This is a genomic window from Thalassospira xianhensis MCCC 1A02616 (assembly GCF_003326475.1).
In the GTDB taxonomy this organism is placed as follows: domain Bacteria; phylum Pseudomonadota; class Alphaproteobacteria; order Rhodospirillales; family Thalassospiraceae; genus Thalassospira; species Thalassospira xianhensis.
Genome location: NZ_JPWA01000003.1, coordinates 216,961 through 233,263, shown reverse-complemented (window position 1 = coordinate 233,263; position 16,303 = coordinate 216,961). Strand labels below are relative to the sequence as shown.

At 56.6% G+C, this 16,303-nt stretch carries 16 protein-coding genes; 13 read left to right on the top strand and 3 right to left on the bottom strand.

The genetic code is table 11. From position 1 onward, the window contains the following. The 9 genes from cobJ to bioB all read left to right on the top strand — a co-directional run. Positions 1-1,523: precorrin-3B C(17)-methyltransferase (gene cobJ / locus TH5_RS04805; protein ID WP_114120924.1), on the top strand; the 1,523-nt coding region annotated here is incomplete at its 5' end. After that, complete coding sequence (gene cobM / locus TH5_RS04800; RefSeq protein ID WP_114120903.1) at positions 1,523-2,284, top strand: precorrin-4 C(11)-methyltransferase; 762 nt, start codon at positions 1,523-1,525, stop codon at positions 2,282-2,284. The genes cobJ and cobM, both read left to right, overlap by 1 nt. Before the next feature lie 164 nt (positions 2,285-2,448). Then, the gene (locus TH5_RS04795; protein WP_062960243.1) at positions 2,449-3,852 is read left to right on the top strand and encodes a circularly permuted type 2 ATP-grasp protein; all 1,404 of its coding nucleotides are present in this window, start codon (positions 2,449-2,451) and stop codon (positions 3,850-3,852) included. 17 nt (positions 3,853-3,869) lie between these two features. Next, complete coding sequence (locus TH5_RS04790) at positions 3,870-4,817, top strand: alpha-E domain-containing protein (RefSeq protein ID WP_085642849.1); 948 nt, start codon at positions 3,870-3,872, stop codon at positions 4,815-4,817. A gap of 1 nt (position 4,818) precedes the next feature. Then, positions 4,819-5,637, top strand: a complete 819-nt coding sequence (locus TH5_RS04785; RefSeq protein ID WP_114120902.1) for a transglutaminase family protein — start codon at positions 4,819-4,821, stop codon at positions 5,635-5,637. Between the two features lie 19 nt (positions 5,638-5,656). Beyond that, positions 5,657-6,403 (top strand): proteasome-type protease, encoded by a 747-nt coding sequence (locus tag TH5_RS04780; RefSeq protein ID WP_114120901.1) that lies wholly within the window; start codon positions 5,657-5,659, stop codon positions 6,401-6,403. Positions 6,404-6,490: 87 nt separating this feature from the next. Beyond that, positions 6,491-7,129, top strand: coding sequence for a GntR family transcriptional regulator (locus tag TH5_RS04775; RefSeq protein WP_114120900.1), 639 nt, complete (start codon positions 6,491-6,493; stop codon positions 7,127-7,129). A gap of 285 nt (positions 7,130-7,414) precedes the next feature. Further along, a complete protein-coding gene (locus TH5_RS04770; protein ID WP_114120899.1) occupies positions 7,415-7,990 on the top strand; it encodes a biotin transporter BioY in 576 nt (191 codons plus the stop codon). Then, complete coding sequence (gene bioB, locus TH5_RS04765; RefSeq protein WP_114120898.1) at positions 7,990-8,982, top strand: biotin synthase BioB; 993 nt, start codon at positions 7,990-7,992, stop codon at positions 8,980-8,982. The genes TH5_RS04770 and bioB overlap by 1 nt, the downstream gene beginning before the upstream one ends. Positions 8,983-9,113: 131 nt before the next feature. On the opposite strand, the gene TH5_RS04760 is transcribed toward bioB, so the two are convergent. Both TH5_RS04760 and TH5_RS04755 read right to left on the bottom strand, forming a co-directional pair. Then, positions 9,114-9,677: a CHAP domain-containing protein gene (locus TH5_RS04760; RefSeq protein WP_062960252.1), complete on the bottom strand. Its 564-nt coding sequence runs from the start codon at positions 9,675-9,677 to the stop codon at positions 9,114-9,116. A gap of 104 nt (positions 9,678-9,781) precedes the next feature. After that, positions 9,782-11,059 (bottom strand): MFS transporter, encoded by a 1,278-nt coding sequence (locus tag TH5_RS04755; protein WP_114120897.1) that lies wholly within the window; start codon positions 11,057-11,059, stop codon positions 9,782-9,784. Positions 11,060-11,353: 294 nt separating this feature from the next. Here TH5_RS04755 and TH5_RS04750 point away from each other — a divergent pair, with 294 nt between their 5' ends. The 4 genes from TH5_RS04750 to TH5_RS04735 all read left to right on the top strand — a co-directional run bounded on the left by TH5_RS04750 (position 11,354) and on the right by TH5_RS04735 (position 15,450). Then, positions 11,354-13,705: an alpha/beta fold hydrolase gene (locus tag TH5_RS04750; RefSeq protein WP_114120896.1), complete on the top strand. Its 2,352-nt coding sequence runs from the start codon at positions 11,354-11,356 to the stop codon at positions 13,703-13,705. A 221-nt stretch (positions 13,706-13,926) separates the two neighbouring features. Then, positions 13,927-14,559, top strand: coding sequence for a GntR family transcriptional regulator (locus TH5_RS04745; RefSeq protein WP_114120895.1), 633 nt, complete (start codon positions 13,927-13,929; stop codon positions 14,557-14,559). Beyond that, on the top strand, positions 14,556-15,011 hold the full coding sequence (locus TH5_RS04740) for an OsmC family protein (protein ID WP_114120894.1): 456 nt from the start codon (positions 14,556-14,558) through the stop codon (positions 15,009-15,011). Before TH5_RS04745 ends, TH5_RS04740 begins: the two co-directional genes overlap by 4 nt. A gap of 88 nt (positions 15,012-15,099) precedes the next feature. After that, positions 15,100-15,450 carry a putative quinol monooxygenase gene (locus TH5_RS04735; RefSeq protein ID WP_114120893.1) on the top strand — a complete coding sequence of 117 codons (351 nt, stop codon included), beginning with the start codon at positions 15,100-15,102 and terminating at the stop codon, positions 15,448-15,450. 17 nt (positions 15,451-15,467) lie between these two features. Here TH5_RS04735 and TH5_RS04730 read toward each other — a convergent pair whose 3' ends face one another. After that, on the bottom strand, positions 15,468-16,256 hold the full coding sequence (locus TH5_RS04730) for a class I SAM-dependent methyltransferase (protein ID WP_114120892.1): 789 nt from the start codon (positions 16,254-16,256) through the stop codon (positions 15,468-15,470). Positions 16,257-16,303: the final 47 nt, after the last annotated feature.

Here is a 16,303-nt window from a genome sequence, read left to right as displayed (position 1 = left end):
CGGCAATCACCACGCCGGGCGATGCAATGCTGGGACTGGCCCTTGATGAACCGCCGGTCGGCTGGCATCTTGCCAATCCGCAGGCAGCCAAACCGGCCACTGCCGCCCTTCTGGCCGGTGAAACCGCCCGGTTCGAGATCGAGGCAGGATCAGCCGCCTGGCTAACCAACAGCAATATCGAACGCAACGACACTGGCAAGGTCGTCATTCGCGCCACCGCCAAGGCGATGGACACGAATAGCGACGACAATAACAATCACGAGATTGTCTATCACCCACCGGTTCTGGCGCTTGGCGTCGGATGCGAACGTCATTGCGAACCGGACGAGTTGATCAAACTCGCAACCGAAACCCTTGCCGCAAACGGCCTAAGTGCGCAAAGCGTTGCCTGCATTGTGTCCATCGATCTTAAGGCCGATGAGGCCGCCGTTCACGCACTGGCCGATCATCTGGGTGTCCCGGCACGCTTTTATGACGCTGAAACACTGGAAGCCGAAGCCCCCCGCCTTGCCAACCCTTCCGACATTGTCTTTGCCGAAACCGGCTGTCACGGCGTTGCCGAGGGCGCAGCACTTGCCACGATCGGCAAGGACGGCACCTTGATCGTTTCGAAACAGAAATCAAAACGGGCCACTTGTGCCATCGGGCTTGCCAGCAATGATATTGATCCGCTGCAATCTGGCCGTCCGCAGGGACGTTTGTCGATTGTCGGCATCGGCCCCGGACAGACCGGCTGGCGCAGCCCCGAAGCCAGCAGCCTAATTTCGCGTGCGACAGATATTGTCGGCTATCAGATGTATCTTGATCTGCTGGGATCCCTGATTGATGGAAAATCCTGCCATCATTCCGATCTGGGCGCCGAAGAGGCCCGTGCCAGACACGCGCTTGAACTGGCCGCCACTGGCAGGGACGTTGCGCTGATCGGGTCGGGCGATGCCGGGATTTATGCGCTGGCGACACTTGTGTTCGAATTGCTTGATCGCGAAGATCGTTCTGATTGGAACCGGGTTGCCGTGCAGGTATCGCCGGGCATTTCCGCCCTTCAGGCGGCCGCATCACGGATCGGTGCACCACTGGGACATGATTTCTGCGCGATATCGCTCTCGGACCTTTTGACCCCGCGCGAGGATATCCTGCGTCGTCTCAAGGCTGCGGGCGAGGGCGATTTTGTCATTGCCTTCTACAACCCGGTATCCAAACGTCGCCGTGATCTTCTGGCACAGGCGCGCGACATCCTGCTTGAACATCGCGGGCCGGAAACACCGGTTGTGTTGGGTCGGCAGCTTGGCCGCCCGGACGAGGAAATCACGGTCGTTTCGCTCGCGAAACTTGAAGTCGATATGGTCGATATGCTGACCACCGTTCTAGTCGGATCGAGTAACAGCCGACACATCACACGCGGTGAAAACAGCTGGGTCTATACCCCGCGCGGCTATGCCAAAAAGGGGCCGGACGCGGCCAACGCACCCGTCCACAGCCTCGATAACTCCAAAAATGACCCCAAAAACGATAAGGCAAACTGATGACCGTTCATTTTATCGGTGCCGGTCCCGGCGCCCCCGATCTGATCACCGTTCGCGGGCTTAAGCTGATCGAAAAATGCCCGGTCTGTCTCTATGCCGGGTCGCTCGTGCCCGAGGAAATTGTCAAATCCGCCCCTATCGGTGCACGCGTGATCGATACCGCACCGATGAACCTTGACGAAATTCTGGCCGAGATTGAAACGGCACATGCCGCGGGACAGGATGTCTCACGCGTGCATTCCGGCGATCCGGCGATCTATGGCGCAATTGCCGAACAGATCCGCCGTCTGGATGACCTTGGCATTCCCTATGACATCACGCCGGGTGTTTCGGCCTATGCCGCCACCGCCGCCGAGCTGGGGGCAGAGCTGACCCTGCCTGACATTTCGCAAACCGTGATCCTGACGCGCACCGCCATGCGGTCATCCGCCATGCCCGAAGGCGAAAGTCTGGCCGAACTTGGCCGTTCGCGTGCCACGCTTGCGGTGCATCTGTCGATCAATAATCTGGTCAATGTCGTTCGTGATCTGGTGCCGCATTACGGCGAGGATTGCCCGGTTGTTGTCGCCTATCGGGTCACCTGGCCCGATCAGCAATTCATCCACGGCACGCTTGGCAACATCCGCGCCAAGGTCAAAGGCAGCGGGATCACCCGGACGGCCCTGATCATGGTTGGCGAGGTCTTTGGGCGTAAGGATTTCACCGATTCCCGCCTGTATGCCGCCGATCACACCCATGTCTTGCGGCCTGCAAAACCGTAACAGAATCGTAAAACGCCCGTTTTTTACGCAATCGACAAAACACGCCAGTTCATTTTTTCAGCAAACCCCTCTTTTGCCGAAAAAAGAATCATTTCAACCGTGAACATGCTTGACCACTAGCGATGGCCCCGCCTTTAATCAAAGGATAAGCAAGGGGAGTGTGCATGTTCAACGAAATGATGATGAACGATGAAGTACGCGAACCTTATCGCGCACTGGTTGACTGGATGGAGGCCAGCGGGCCCGAGACCCTCCAGCAAAAGCGACTTGAGGCAGAAACACTCTTTCGCAAAATCGGCATCACCTTCGCGGTCTATGGCGAAGGTGGCGATCCGGAACGACTGATCCCGTTCGATCTTATTCCACGCATTTTCACCGCCACGGAATGGCGCAAGCTTGAGCGCGGCGTCAAGCAGCGCGCACGCGCGCTCAACACATTCCTGTATGATGTCTATCACAACGCTGAAATCATCAAGGCCGGGATTATCCCCGCCGATCTGGTGTTTAAAAACGCCGCGTTTGAACCGGCCGTGATCGGCATTGATCCGCCGCGGAAGGTTTACAGCCACATTGTCGGTGTTGATGTCGTGCGCGTCGGGCCGGATGATTTCTATGTGCTGGAAGATAATTGCCGCACCCCGTCGGGCGTGTCTTACATGCTCGAAAACCGCGAAATCATGATGCGGATGTTCCCGGAACTGTTTTCGAAATTGCGGATCGAACCGGTCGAAAGCTATCCGGACATGCTCCATAAAACGCTCAAAAGCATCGCCCCCAAACGATGCGACCGCGAACCCAATATCGTGGTGCTCACACCGGGCGCGATGAACAGCGCCTATTACGAACATTCCTTCCTTGCCGACCAGATGGGTGTTGAACTTGTCGAAGGGCAGGATCTGTTCGTGTCCGAAGGCCGCGTCTATATGCGCACAACGCGCGGGCCCGCCCGGGTTGACGTGATTTATCGCCGGATCGACGATGCCTTTATCGATCCGCTCTGTTTCCGGCCCGATTCTGTTCTGGGCGTTCCCGGCCTGATGAATGTCTATCGATCTGGCGGAGTTGCGATCTGCTCGGCACCGGGTGCCGGTGTCGCCGATGACAAGGCGATCTATACCTATGTTCCGGACATGATCCGATTCTACCTTGGGCAGGAACCGATCCTGAACAATGTCCCGACATGGAAATGCGCCAATCCCGATGATCTGAAATATGTGCTGGAAAATCTTGGTGAACTGGTCGTCAAGGAAGTCCACGGTTCGGGCGGTTACGGCATGCTGGTTGGCCCGGCTTCCACCAAGGAAGAACAGGCTACCTATGCCGAACGCATCAAGGCCGATCCGGGCGATTTCATTGCCCAGCCAACCCTTGCCCTTTCTGCCTGTCCAACCTTCGTTGAAAGCGGCATCGCCCCGCGCCATGTCGATTTCCGGCCCTTCTGCCTTGTCGGCGATGACATTCGCCTGACGCCGGGCGGTTTGACCCGTGTGGCAATGCGCGAAGGATCACTTGTCGTGAACTCGTCGCAGGGCGGCGGAGTCAAGGACACATGGATCATGGCTGATTAAGAAAAGGGAGGTCACACATGCTTAGTCGTACAGCTGACAACCTTTTCTGGTTGTCCCGTTACGTGGAACGGGCCGAAAACATGGCCCGACTGATGGAAATGGGTTATCGCATGGCCCTGATGCCGGCCGCAGGCGACGGCAACCGGTCGGAATGGGCGTCGGTTCTCTCGGCCTCGGGCTGCGCACAGGGCTATGATCCCGACATGCCGCTCCGGCAGGCCGAGGTTGCCGATTACCTGATCTTTAATCGCGACAACCCGTCTTCGATCCTGAACTGCTTTGAAAATGCACGTGCCAATGCGCGCGCCATGCGCACTGCCATAACCGCGGAAATGTGGGAAGCATTGAACAATGCCCTGATGGAACTGCGCCGGACGGCAATGCATAACCTTGCAAAAACCGACCTGCCGGAATTCATCGACTGGGTCAAACGGCAGGGTGCCCTGTTCCGCGGAGCAACCGATTCAACAATCCTGCGTAACGACGGGTACGATTTCATCCGTCTTGGCATTTTTATCGAACGCGCCGATAACACCGCACGATTGCTGGACGTGAAATATTACGTCCTGCTGCCGGAAACCAGCATGGTTGGTGACGGGGTCGATAATTACCAATGGACCACGGTTTTGCGCGCGGCGTCGTCTTTGCGCGCCTTCCACTGGGTGTATCGCGATGACTATTCTCCCTATCGCATCGCGCATTTCCTGATCCTCAACCCGTTCAGCCCCCGGTCACTGGCCCATTGTTCCGAACAGATCACCAACCATCTGGAACATCTGGCCCGCCATTATGGTCAACGAAGCCCGGTGCATAGTCTGGCTGTGGAAACCTATTCGCTGCTGACCCAAAGCCGGATGGAAGAAATTTTCAGCCAGGGTCTGCACGAATTCCTTTCCGATTTCCTTAAACGAAATCAGGTCCTGTCTTCGGCAATTGCCGAAACCTATTATTTCGGGAGCCAGTAAGATGCGTCTGACCGTTGAACACCGCACCCATTACCGGTTCTCGCCATCGGCACGCTATGTGGTGCAAAGCCTGAAACTGACGCCATCCCAGTTTGACGGACAAAAAGTCGTCCGCTGGTCGATCAAGGCCGAGGGATGTGTGATCAACTCCGAATTTATCGATGGCAATGGCGATACCATCAGCACCCTGACCGCAAGCGGCCCGATTGACTCCGTCAATGTCGTTGTGTCCGGCGAAGTTGAAACCATTGATACGGCCGGTGTTCTACGCGGGCATAAGGAACGTGCCTTTCCGGCGGTATTCCTCCGCTCAACCCCGGTGACCAAATCCAGTGCGGCCATCCGTAAAATGGCCGCCAAGGTCGAAAAGAAAACCAGTGCGGCTAACCTGCTTGAACGGGCGCATTCCCTCTCGGCAGCCGTTTCTGATGCCGTCGCCTATGTGCCGGGCAGCACCCATGTTCACACCACCGCCGCCGATGCCCTGGCCGATGGCCAGGGTGTCTGTCAGGATCACGCCCATGTCATGATTTCGGCGGCCCGCCATCTTGGCATCCCGGCGCGCTATGTATCGGGTTATCTGTTTGCCGATCAGGATGGCAAATCCCACGAAGCATCCCACGCATGGGCGGAACTTTATCTTCCCGAACTGGGCTGGGTCGGGTTTGACCCGGCAAACCGCTGCTGCCCGACTGATTATTATATTCGCCTGGGGTCTGGACTTGATGCACAGGGTGCCACACCTATACGGGGTGTACATACTGGTGGTGCGAACGAGAATTTGGATGTAACAGTCATCGTTGCGCAATCACAGCAATAGCCGGACCCGAGAATAGAAGATGACCTACTGCGTGGGCTTGATGCTCGATGAGGGGATGGTATTCCTCTCCGACACCCGAACCAATGCCGGGCTCGATAACATTTCGCGTTATCGCAAGATGTTCACCTGGGAAGTTCCCGGTGAACGCGCCATCGTGGCCTTGACGGCCGGCAACCTTGCCATCACTCAGGCCGTGATGAGCACCCTTCAGGAAGCCATCGACAACCCGGAAACCGAACCCGGCAACTGTATCCTGAGCGCGCCTAGCATGTTCCGTGTTGCCGAACTGATGGGTGAAGCGATGCAGAAAGTGCAGCACAAATATCAGGACACGCTCGAACAACGCAAGGAAAGCAGCTCGGCCTCCATCATGGTCGGCGGACAGCGCAAGGGCGGGGCACAGCGCCTGTTTCTGGTCTATGCGGCGGGCAACTTTATAGAGGCCACCGAAGACACGCCCTACCTTCAGATCGGCGAACATAAATACGGCAAACCCATCCTTGATCGCGTGATCACCCCGGAAACGCCAATTGCCGATGGCGTCAAGGCCGCGTTGCTGTCGATGGATTCAACATTGCGGTCCAACCTGTCGGTCGGCATGCCGCTTGATCTTGCCGTCCTACCCGAAGGATCATGCCATTTCTCCGAACATCGCCGGATTGATGCCGAAGATGCCGGGTTCAAGGCCCTTTCGGACGCCTGGTCGCAGGCGCTCCGCGAAGCATTCGCAGATATGCCGGACGAACATTGTGCCCCGAACTGCTAAACAAACCTTCTGATATCAAACAATTAATTTACCGGCTGCGGATATGCGCGCTCGACAAACTCGGGCGCGCAAATTATCTATAAAATCATGAAAAGCGACATCGATAATACCGTCACCGGCAGGATCACCCGCGAACTGGCCGACCGCATTATTGCCGGGCATATCGCGCCAGGCACGAAATTGCGGCAGGACCATTGTGCCGAGGAATTCGGCGCAAGCCACGTACCGGTGCGCGAAGCCTTTCGCCGCCTCGAAGCACAGGGACTGGTCGTAAGCGAACCGCGCCGCGGTGTGCGGGTTGCAAGCTTTGACATCGCCGAAGTCCGCGAAGTCGCTGAAATGCGCGCATCCCTCGAAGTCCTCGCCCTTCGCCATGCTGCCCCGCACCTGACCAGCGCCATTCTGGACGAGGCCGAGGCAATCAACCGCGCGGGGGAAAATGCCCCCGATGTCCGGGCATGGGAAGAAGCCAATCGTGCCTTCCACCGCCTGATCCTGACCCCGTGCGGCATGCCCCGCCTGCTGGCAACCATTGACGATCTGCACGCCGCAAGCGCCCGTTTCCTGTTTTCGGGCTTCCGCATGGAATGGGAAGCCCCCACCGATCAGGATCACCGCGCGATCCTCAAGGCGTTGCGCGAACGGCAGTTTGATGTTGCCGCCGCCACCCTTGCCCGTCACGTCAAATGGATTGGCACCAAGCCGGGCACCAAAACCCGCCCTTAAACCCTTTCCTGACCCCTCCCGAACACAAAATCCACGGTTCAAACTTAACCCAGCCTGCCTTTTGGGAATGCAGGGCGGCTGCTCACGTGCAGTCTTCTATTTTATAGATAAAAATATTGTATTAAAATCAATGCACTAACCGTAAACATCCACAAATATTCACCAATTTGACCCGATTATCTATTTTGGGGATTGATTTCACCTTCCTGTCGCGGCGTAATTAATAGATGAGATTCGTTTTTTATCTATAATTTTGAATCCGATCCTGAGGAGGATGAAATCACCATGAGCAATGCAGTCTCCAAACCGGCCGAACCCCGTATATCGTCGGGAATGAAATACATTCTGATGGTTCTGGCCGGGGTCGCCATTCTGACCGCAAGTGCGAAGATCACCGTTCCCTTCTGGCCGGTGCCGATGACCCTGCAAACCATGGCGATCATGGCAATTGCACTGGCGACCGGGCCGCGCGTCGCCTGCGCAACGGTACTGGGGTATCTGGCGGCCGGTGCAGTAGGCTTGCCGGTCTTTGCCGGAACACCGGAACGCGGCATCGGGCTTGCCTACATGGTCGGACCGACCGGAGGCTATCTTCTGGGTTATCTGATTGCCTCATGGCTGGTCGGCGCACTGGCGCAGGGGCGCGGCACGCTGGCGCGCTTTGGCATCATGATGGCCGGTATGATCCCGGTCTATGTTCTGGGCCTTGCATGGCTTGCCGCCTTTGTGCCGCTTGAAAAGGTTGCCGAATACGGCTTCACTCCGTTCATTCTGGGCGACACCATCAAGATCGCCCTTGTTGCCCTTGGCAGTGCGGCCTGCACCCGCCTGGTCAAACGCAATAAAGGCGGCAACGCCTGATGAACAGTCTTCCCGCACAAAATCCGGCAGTCGATCAAACCATCCGCCACGACTGGACAGTGGACGAGATCGAGGCGATCTATCGTCTGCCGCTGCTTGAACTGATGGGCCGCGCCAGCGCGGTCCATCGCACCCATCACGATCCCAATGCCGTGCAAAAGGCCAGCCTGCTATCGATCAAAACTGGCGGCTGCCCCGAAGATTGCGCCTATTGCCCGCAATCGGCCCACCACCGCGAGGTCAATCTGGGCAAGGAACAGTTGATGGACCCCGGTATGGTTTTGAAAATGGCGGCCCGCGCCAAGGCGGCCGGGGCGGATCGCTTCTGCATGGGGGCCGCATGGCGACGCGTGCGCGATGGCGCGGCCTTTGATGCGGTGATCGAAATGGTGCGTGGTGTGCGCAGTCTTGGCATGGAGGCGTGCGTGACCCTTGGCATGCTTGAAACCCGCCATGCCGAACGCCTCGCCGGGGCAGGATTGACCGCCTACAATCACAATCTCGATACCAGCCCGGAATATTACAGTCAGATCATCTCGACCCGGACCTATCAGGACCGGCTTGATACCCTGGCCGCCGTGCGCGGCGCCGGGATTGATCTTTGCTGTGGCGGGATCATCGGCATGGGCGAAAGCATCCGGGACCGGGCATCGATGCTTCAGGTCCTCGCCGGTTTCGCCCCACACCCTGAAAGCGTGCCGATCAATGCACTGGTGCCTGTGGCCGGAACACCACTTGCCGAGCGGCCCCCTGTTGATTCCCTTGAACTGGTCCGCATGGTCGCAACCGCACGCATCACCATGCCGAAATCAACCGTCCGCCTTTCGGCCGGGCGCACCGACCTTACGCGTGAAGCCCAGATCATGTGCCTGATGGCGGGAGCCAATTCGGTGTTTTACGGCGAAAAACTTCTGACCACGCCGAACCCGCAGGAAGATAGCGATACCGCCCTTTTTGCCGCGCTTGGGCCGGTTCCGGCGTCGGCGGCCTGACAATACCCAAATCAACCCCCGAACTTGTGCGACCCACCCGCGCAAAGTTCACCTTGGCGAAGCGTCCCTCAGTCGGGCCTTCGCCATTTTTTATAAACAGGCAGAGAAGCAGGAAGGAAGGAGCAAGCGACCTATTGAACTTCGGCAGTTTCGCGTGGCTGATAGATAAATCCATGCGCCGGATAAACCCGGCCGAATGTGCCAATCGTGTTCATCATCCGCACTTCCGACCAGTCATTATTGGGCGAAACATCGACAACCGGCTGGCGATAATGCACCTTGCCCCGCGTACGCGAATCACTTCCCCAGTTGGCATGATTGACCATGATCTTGCGGCTGTCGAGGATGGCGGCAACCACCGCAACATGCCCGTATTTCAAACGCGATGTTTTCTTGAGCGCCAGAACGGCACCGACTTCGGGTTTTTTGCCACGGCTATAAGTATTTTTCGCCTGATCCCACCAGGTCCAGGCATCACCATAAATCTCGATCCCGGAAACCGCGCGTGCATAGGGTACACATTGCAAAAATTCATCGGTGGGCGCAAAAGGCAGCAGGCGCGACGACGGCAGGCTGACATTGGTGACAGTCGAAACGCCGTCACTTTCAAGGCCGCTATTGGGTTTCGGCGTACTTGCGGATGCAAAACATCCCGATACAAGCATACAAAATCCGATAACGACGGCCAGCCGCATGCGATATTCCCCCAAAAGGCACGATGATTTAAAAGGTCCTGACTCTGGCACCGTAACCCGACGAGTTTTAAACAAGCGTTTACGAAGCACGCCGAAAAACCCGATCATTTTGCCGTTTCTGTGGCAGATTTCGCATCAGTTGTACCAACACGATATAAACGCCAAAGTCCGACAATCGCCGCGCACAGGATCAATGCCCCCGACCCGCGCGCCGTATATTGAATATGCCCTGCCTCGGAAATCGCGCCAAGCATCATGCCGCCAACAGCAATCCCGCCAAAACTCGTCGCACTCCAGAAGCTCATCACCCGGCCACGCAATTTATTATCGACGGTCAACTGCAATGCGGTTTGCGACCCGACTCCGACCGCTGTCAGACCAAAACCGGTAATCGCCACCAGCATCACCGCAAGCTCGTACCAAGGTGCAAAACCAAGACCCAGCATGCCGCACCCCGCAGCAAAAGCACCGATGATTGTCACCCGCTGAAAGGCGACCGGATCAGATTTGATCCTCGACAACATGAATGTCGATGCCACTGCACCGACCCCGCTTGCCGATGCCAGCATGCCAAGCCCGGTGACGCCGCGGTCATAGACCGCCTCGGCAAAGACCGGCATCAGTTCCACCATGCCCGTGCCCACCAGTGCGACAAAACAGGATAGCGCCAGAACCGAGCGGATCATCGGATGATGAATGGCGTAATTCGCCCCGTCGACAAGCGCCGCCAGCACCCGTTTGCTTTTGGCATCAGGTGCCCGTTCGACATGGATTTTGACAGTCGCCAGAACAAAGATCATCGGGATATAGGATGCCGCATTGATCATGAATGCCGCCCCGGTACCCCATGTCGCGATCACCACACCACCAACCGCCGGACCAACCAGACGCGATATATTGAAATTCATCGCCGCATAGGCCACGGCGCGGCTCATAAACTCCCGCTGGACAATCACCGGCACCAGTGAAAGCCGAACTGGCGTCATCGCGCTAGCCAAAACCCCGTTCGTCCCGGCCAGAACCACCATCCAGAAAAGGTTTATCTGCCCTGCCATCGACAGGATCATCAACAGAAATGCGGTTGCTGCCATCATCAGGTTCAGGGTCACCGCCGTTTTGCGCAGATTGACCCGGTCCGCCATCACGCCAAAAACCGGCCCCAGAATAAAGGCAGGGGCGAAATTAAGGGCGGCAATCAACCCGGTCCAGAATGGTGATCCGGTCAATGACCATGCCAGCCACGACATGGCGATTTTCTGTACCCAAAGTCCTTGGGTGGTGATGCATTGCCCGACCAGAAACAGGACAAAGTTTCGATCCTGAAAGATTGATTTCCGGGGTGGCTCGGCGGTTGGTGGCAGCACGGATTTTCCAGTTTTCATGACGGGGCGGGATCATCTTGTACCGGACAGCTAAATTAACAGCGATCTTTGATGGCCATATTTGGGGCGAAATGGCCTGCTATCCGGACGGAACGGTATTTGAAATGTCGCGATGAGTATAGGGACAGGCAAAGGCACGTACCATAGATTGTTCGCCTGATGCGTGTATCTGGCCTTCTCAAACCCCTCAGGAAAACACATATTTGTTTTAGGCATCAGGACCTAAAGGAAACGACCGCAGTTAATCATAACGCCGATCAATTTGGCATTCAGGCCTTCGGGGCGGAAACACCCATGCGTCAGAACTTCCGGGAAATCGAACGCGAGCAATTCGCGATCCGCAACCAGACTTGCGAATGGACCATTCGGGCCATGACGGCGCTGCGCGCCAAAGTCGACATCAATATCAAGATGCATGGCGACCGGGATCATTTGGCGCAGGGCGATATTTTCATGTTCAACCATTTCGCCCGGTTTGAAACCTTCATCCCGCAATATCTGATCGCGCTCGAAACCGGAGTGTTCTGCCGCTCTATCGCATCGGGCGAGTTTTTTGTCGAAGACAACCGGTTTTCACGCTATCTGCGCGCACTTGGCGGTGTCCCCAACGATTACGAACGTCTGCTGCCGTTCCTGGCCGAGGAAATCCTGCGCGGCGGCAAGGTCGTGATCTTTCCCGAGGGTGGCATGGTCAAGGACCGGCGCGTTCTTGCTGCCGAACGCCCACATCCCAAACGCCCGGATTACAGCATCTATTCCCGTTCTGCCGATCAACGGCGCGCCCATCATACCGGGGCGGCGCTGCTTGGGCTTTGCATTGACGGCTTCAAGATCGGTTTGTCGATGCTGCTTGATAAGGGCAAACACGACGAGCTTGATCGCTGGGCAGATGCGATTGATACCACGCCCGAAACTCTCAAAGCCGCCCTTGCCAAGCCAACATTGATGTTTCCGGCCAACATCACCTTTCACCCGTTGCGTGTTGACCAGAACCTTCTGGCGCGGGGCGCAGATCTTTTTGCTGGCGGACTTAGCCCCAAGATGGCCGAAGAACTGATTATCGAAGGCAATCTTCTGTTCAAACGCACGGATATGGATATCCGGCTTGGCGATCCGGTTGATCCGCGCCATCAATTCAACTGGATTGACCGGCGCATGCTGGCCCACCGGGTTGAAACCGCAAACAGCATCGATGACCTTTTTCGTCCGGCCAAAGCGCTTGAGAAAATACCCGACCGCATCACCCAATATGCCATTAGCCGCCATATCAACCCGCTTCGCGATCACTGCATGGGTGTGATGTATTCCAACCTGACACTCAATGTCAGTCATCTGGCATCGCGCCTGATCATGATGTGGCTGGCTGATGGCGTGACCGAGGTCGATATCGCCCATTTTGACCGCACACTTTATCTGGCGATCAAGAATGTCCAGCAGGCCGAAGGCATTCATTTGCATCGCGGCATGCGCAACCCGGCTGATTATATTGGCATCTTTGATCTGAAATGCCCGCAGATTCGCGAATATATTGATGCCGCGGTTCATCTTGGCCTGATCGAACGGTCCGAAGGTAAATATTGCTTCCTGCCGAAATTGCAGGAAGAAGCCACCTTTGATCAGATCCGCATGGACAATCCGGTGATGGTCTACGCCAATGAAATGGCACCGATCAACGCCGCCTGGACTGCACTTGAAAAGGCGCGGGACGAAGTCGATCATCTGACACCACGCGATTTCGCCAAACGTCGTTTTGATGATGAAATCCGTGCATGGCAATGGAACCGCGCCAAATACCAGAAACCCAAATACGCCGCGATCAATGATCAGGAAACTGCAACCGCCGATAGCCGCCCCTATCTGTTGCTGCCTAATGGCAACGAACATTTCACCACCGGCGTTCTCGTCGTCCACGGGTTCCTTGCCTCCCCGGCGGAACTTCGAAATCTTGGTGATCGGCTGGCCGCACGCGATTATGCCGTGATGGGAGTCCGCCTTGCCGGGCACGGCACATCACCGCACGAGTTGCAAAAACGTCCGTGGGGCGACTGGCTGGCATCGGTTCGGCGCGGCTATGAAATCCTGTCGGCCTTTTGCGACAACATCATCATTGTCGGCTTTTCAACCGGTGGGGCGCTTGCGGCCATTCTGGCGGCTGACCGGCCCGAAAAACTGGTCGGGCTCGTCATGGCATCGACTCCGCTTAAATTCCGCAATCGCAATCTGATGTTTGTGCCGCTGCTTTATGGTGCGAACAAACTAATGGGCTGGGTACCCTCGGCACAGGAAATGCTCAGTTTCCGGCTTAACGAATCCGAACATCCCGATATCAATTACCGCAACATTCCGATTGGCGGTCTGCACAATCTCCGTCAGGCGGTTGCCGAAATGCAAAACCGTCTGCCCGATGTTGCCTGTCCAATCCTGATTTTACAGGGCGATGGCGATCAGGTCGTAGATCCCGCCAGTGCGACCCTGATCAAACGCCACGCCACCGGATGCAGCCATCTTGATATCCAGGTCCTGGACTCCGATCGCCATGGCATCCTGAACGAGGATATCGACAATGCGGTCAATCGCGTGATCGACTTCGTCTCCAAAACCGCCCCGGCCAATAGCACCCTGACCGCAGCCATCCCGGCCCAATAATCCGAGGGAATGTCCGCCATAGCCCCCCTTAACCCCCGGAGCCCTTGAGCATCCCTCGGGCAAACGCCCGACGCCCACACCACCTCCACAATGCCGCGGGTTAAATCCTCATACAAATAAAATGCGCGCGGGATTTACGATGCTGTCGCATCAAATTTCGGGTGAACTCACGCCAACGGAACCCACTTGACTCTTCGGCAAATTTGCACGACTTTGGATCCATGGATCCAAATAAAATCACTGAAACGCTTCAAAGCGAAATCGAAAACGGCACCCTTGCGCCCGGCACAACCCTGAAACAGGAACGGCTGGCCGAACGGTTCGGTGTCAGCCGCCAACCTGTGCGTCAGGCGCTGGAACGGCTGCTGGCAAACGGGTTGCTAACCAAACGATCCGACCGCAGCCTCGCGGTAAACGGCTTAAGTGCCAACGAGGCCCGCGAACTATCACAAATCCGCATTTCGCTGGAATCAACCGCCCTGATCCTGTCGATCCCGCATCTGACACAACGCGACCTGCGCAAGGCGATCCGTTTGAACGACGATCTTTTTGAAGAAGAAGCCCCGGCCATCATCGAGGAGCTCGATATCGCTTTTCACCGGACCCTGTATGCCCCGTGTGACAATGGTCGCCTGTTACAGATGATTGACGAATTGCGCCGCGAAGCCCGCCGTTCCTATCACCGGCAGCCTCCGGGATCACAGGCGCGCAAAGCGTTTTACGAAGAACATAATGACCTGCTGGCCGTATGTAACCTTGGCGATGTTAGCAAGGCCGTTGAAATCATTGAAAAACACATCAGCATCACCTCACGACAACTTGTCGAGCACCCCGAAAATGGAGCCCCGCAATGAGCAGTTTTGGCGCAGAAGTCAGATGGCAACGCGACGGCGCAAACTTTGCTGACCGCCGTTATAGCCGCGGTCATCTTTGGCGGTTTGACGGTGGGGTCGAAGTCCCCGCATCGTCATCCCCCCATGTCGTGCCGCTGCCCTATTCCGTCGCCGAAAATGTCGATCCCGAAGAAGCCTATGTCGCCGCCCTTTCAAGCTGCCACATGCTGTTCTTCCTTGATTTCGCATCGCGTCGGAAAATCATTGTCGACAGCTATGTCGATGCTGCAACCGGCGTCATGGAAATGCAGGACGGCAAAACAGTCATCACCCGGGTCGAACTTTGCCCCAAGGTTACCTATGCCAGCACGGCACCGACGGCAGAGATCGAGGCCGAACTGCATCACGCCGCCCACGAGGCCTGCTTCCTTGCCAATTCGGTCAAAACCGAAATCAGCATCAAACTTGATTAGGCTCATTACCTGTCAGGTAATCGTTTTGCTTCCCGACCTGTCATAACCTGCCCCGGTCAATATCGAAATCAGACCGAAGGCCGAGATCATGAATGCAACCGTTAACACCGAAACAGGCCCGATTGCCGGCACCGTTATCCTGACCATCAAACCGGGCAGGGAAGATGACTTTCTTGCCCTGCTTCACCCGGTTCTGGATGCGATGCGCTATGAGGCAACATTCATCAATGCCTTCCTGCATCATCATCCGGACGAACCCAACCGTTTCATGCTGTATGAAACGTGGGCCGATCTGGAAGATTTGATGGAAGTACAGATGCACCGTCCCTATCGGCAGGCCTTCTGGGACAGTTTGCCGGGGCTTCTTGCGATCCCGCGCGAGATTATCGTCTGGACCCCGATGCGCAGCGACATTGCCCTGTTTTCAGGCCGCTCATAACCGGCCCAAGTGGCCTTTTAAGGTTTGGTCGCGCAGATGGCGTAACGATGCTGGGCACCACGTTCCAGACCCTTGGCAAGCGTAAGATGCTTTGACTGGGCGCGGTGAATCTGGCGCATGTTGAAATCGGCCATCACCGGTTCGAACCCGGCGGTTTTCAGCATTGATGTCACTTCGTCAGCACGGGCACCCTGGGAAAAATGAACGCGCGCAAGAATATCGCGATGGGTCTTGAGCTGCGGGATTTCGGCAACATCGCGTTTCAACCCGATGGATTGCAGGAACCCCGTCATCGCCTTGTTTAGCTTACTGATCCAGGTGGGCGAGACGAAATCACCATCCACCACCAGAAGCTTGCCCCCCGGTTTCAAAACCCGGAACCATTCAGCAAAGGCCGCCGCCGGATCCACCAGAGTCCAGACCAGATGCCGTGTGACGATGACGTCATAGCTGTTATCGTCTTCAAGCGTGTTTTCCGCATCGCCAAGGATGAACTGGATATTGGACTGACGCAGTTTCGATTTGGCCCGCGCCTTTTCCAGCATCGCTTCGGACCAATCAAGCCCGGTAACCTCGAACCCCAGATCATGCATCAAATGGCTGATAACGCCGGTGCCACTGGCAAGGTCAAGCGCACTTTTGCCGGTCCCGTCGCCCAGATGACGGCGAAACAGGTCGTGCCACGCCAGACGTTCCTGATCTGAAAAAATCTCATGCCCGGGCTGTTCGTCGAACGTTGCCGCGCGCATGGACCAGTATTCCTTGATCTCGTCACGCAGATTGAAATTGCTTGAATGCGTTGTCATCGTCCGGTCGTCCCCCAATGGCCCATATCTGCGAAAAGTTTGCGCGA

Coding starts and splice junctions, on each gene's coding strand:
- cobM (WP_114120903.1), top strand. CDS start 1,523: ATGACCGTTCATTTTATCGGTGCCGGTCCCGGCGCCCCCGATCTGATC.
- TH5_RS04795 (WP_062960243.1), top strand. CDS start 2,449: ATGTTCAACGAAATGATGATGAACGATGAAGTACGCGAACCTTATCGC.
- TH5_RS04790 (WP_085642849.1), top strand. CDS start 3,870: ATGCTTAGTCGTACAGCTGACAACCTTTTCTGGTTGTCCCGTTACGTG.
- TH5_RS04785 (WP_114120902.1), top strand. CDS start 4,819: ATGCGTCTGACCGTTGAACACCGCACCCATTACCGGTTCTCGCCATCG.
- TH5_RS04780 (WP_114120901.1), top strand. CDS start 5,657: ATGACCTACTGCGTGGGCTTGATGCTCGATGAGGGGATGGTATTCCTC.
- TH5_RS04775 (WP_114120900.1), top strand. CDS start 6,491: ATGAAAAGCGACATCGATAATACCGTCACCGGCAGGATCACCCGCGAA.
- TH5_RS04770 (WP_114120899.1), top strand. CDS start 7,415: ATGAGCAATGCAGTCTCCAAACCGGCCGAACCCCGTATATCGTCGGGA.
- bioB (WP_114120898.1), top strand. CDS start 7,990: ATGAACAGTCTTCCCGCACAAAATCCGGCAGTCGATCAAACCATCCGC.
- TH5_RS04760 (WP_062960252.1), bottom strand. CDS start 9,677: ATGCGGCTGGCCGTCGTTATCGGATTTTGTATGCTTGTATCGGGATGT.
- TH5_RS04755 (WP_114120897.1), bottom strand. CDS start 11,059: ATGAAAACTGGAAAATCCGTGCTGCCACCAACCGCCGAGCCACCCCGG.
- TH5_RS04750 (WP_114120896.1), top strand. CDS start 11,354: ATGCGTCAGAACTTCCGGGAAATCGAACGCGAGCAATTCGCGATCCGC.
- TH5_RS04745 (WP_114120895.1), top strand. CDS start 13,927: ATGGATCCAAATAAAATCACTGAAACGCTTCAAAGCGAAATCGAAAAC.
- TH5_RS04740 (WP_114120894.1), top strand. CDS start 14,556: ATGAGCAGTTTTGGCGCAGAAGTCAGATGGCAACGCGACGGCGCAAAC.
- TH5_RS04735 (WP_114120893.1), top strand. CDS start 15,100: ATGAATGCAACCGTTAACACCGAAACAGGCCCGATTGCCGGCACCGTT.
- TH5_RS04730 (WP_114120892.1), bottom strand. CDS start 16,256: ATGACAACGCATTCAAGCAATTTCAATCTGCGTGACGAGATCAAGGAA.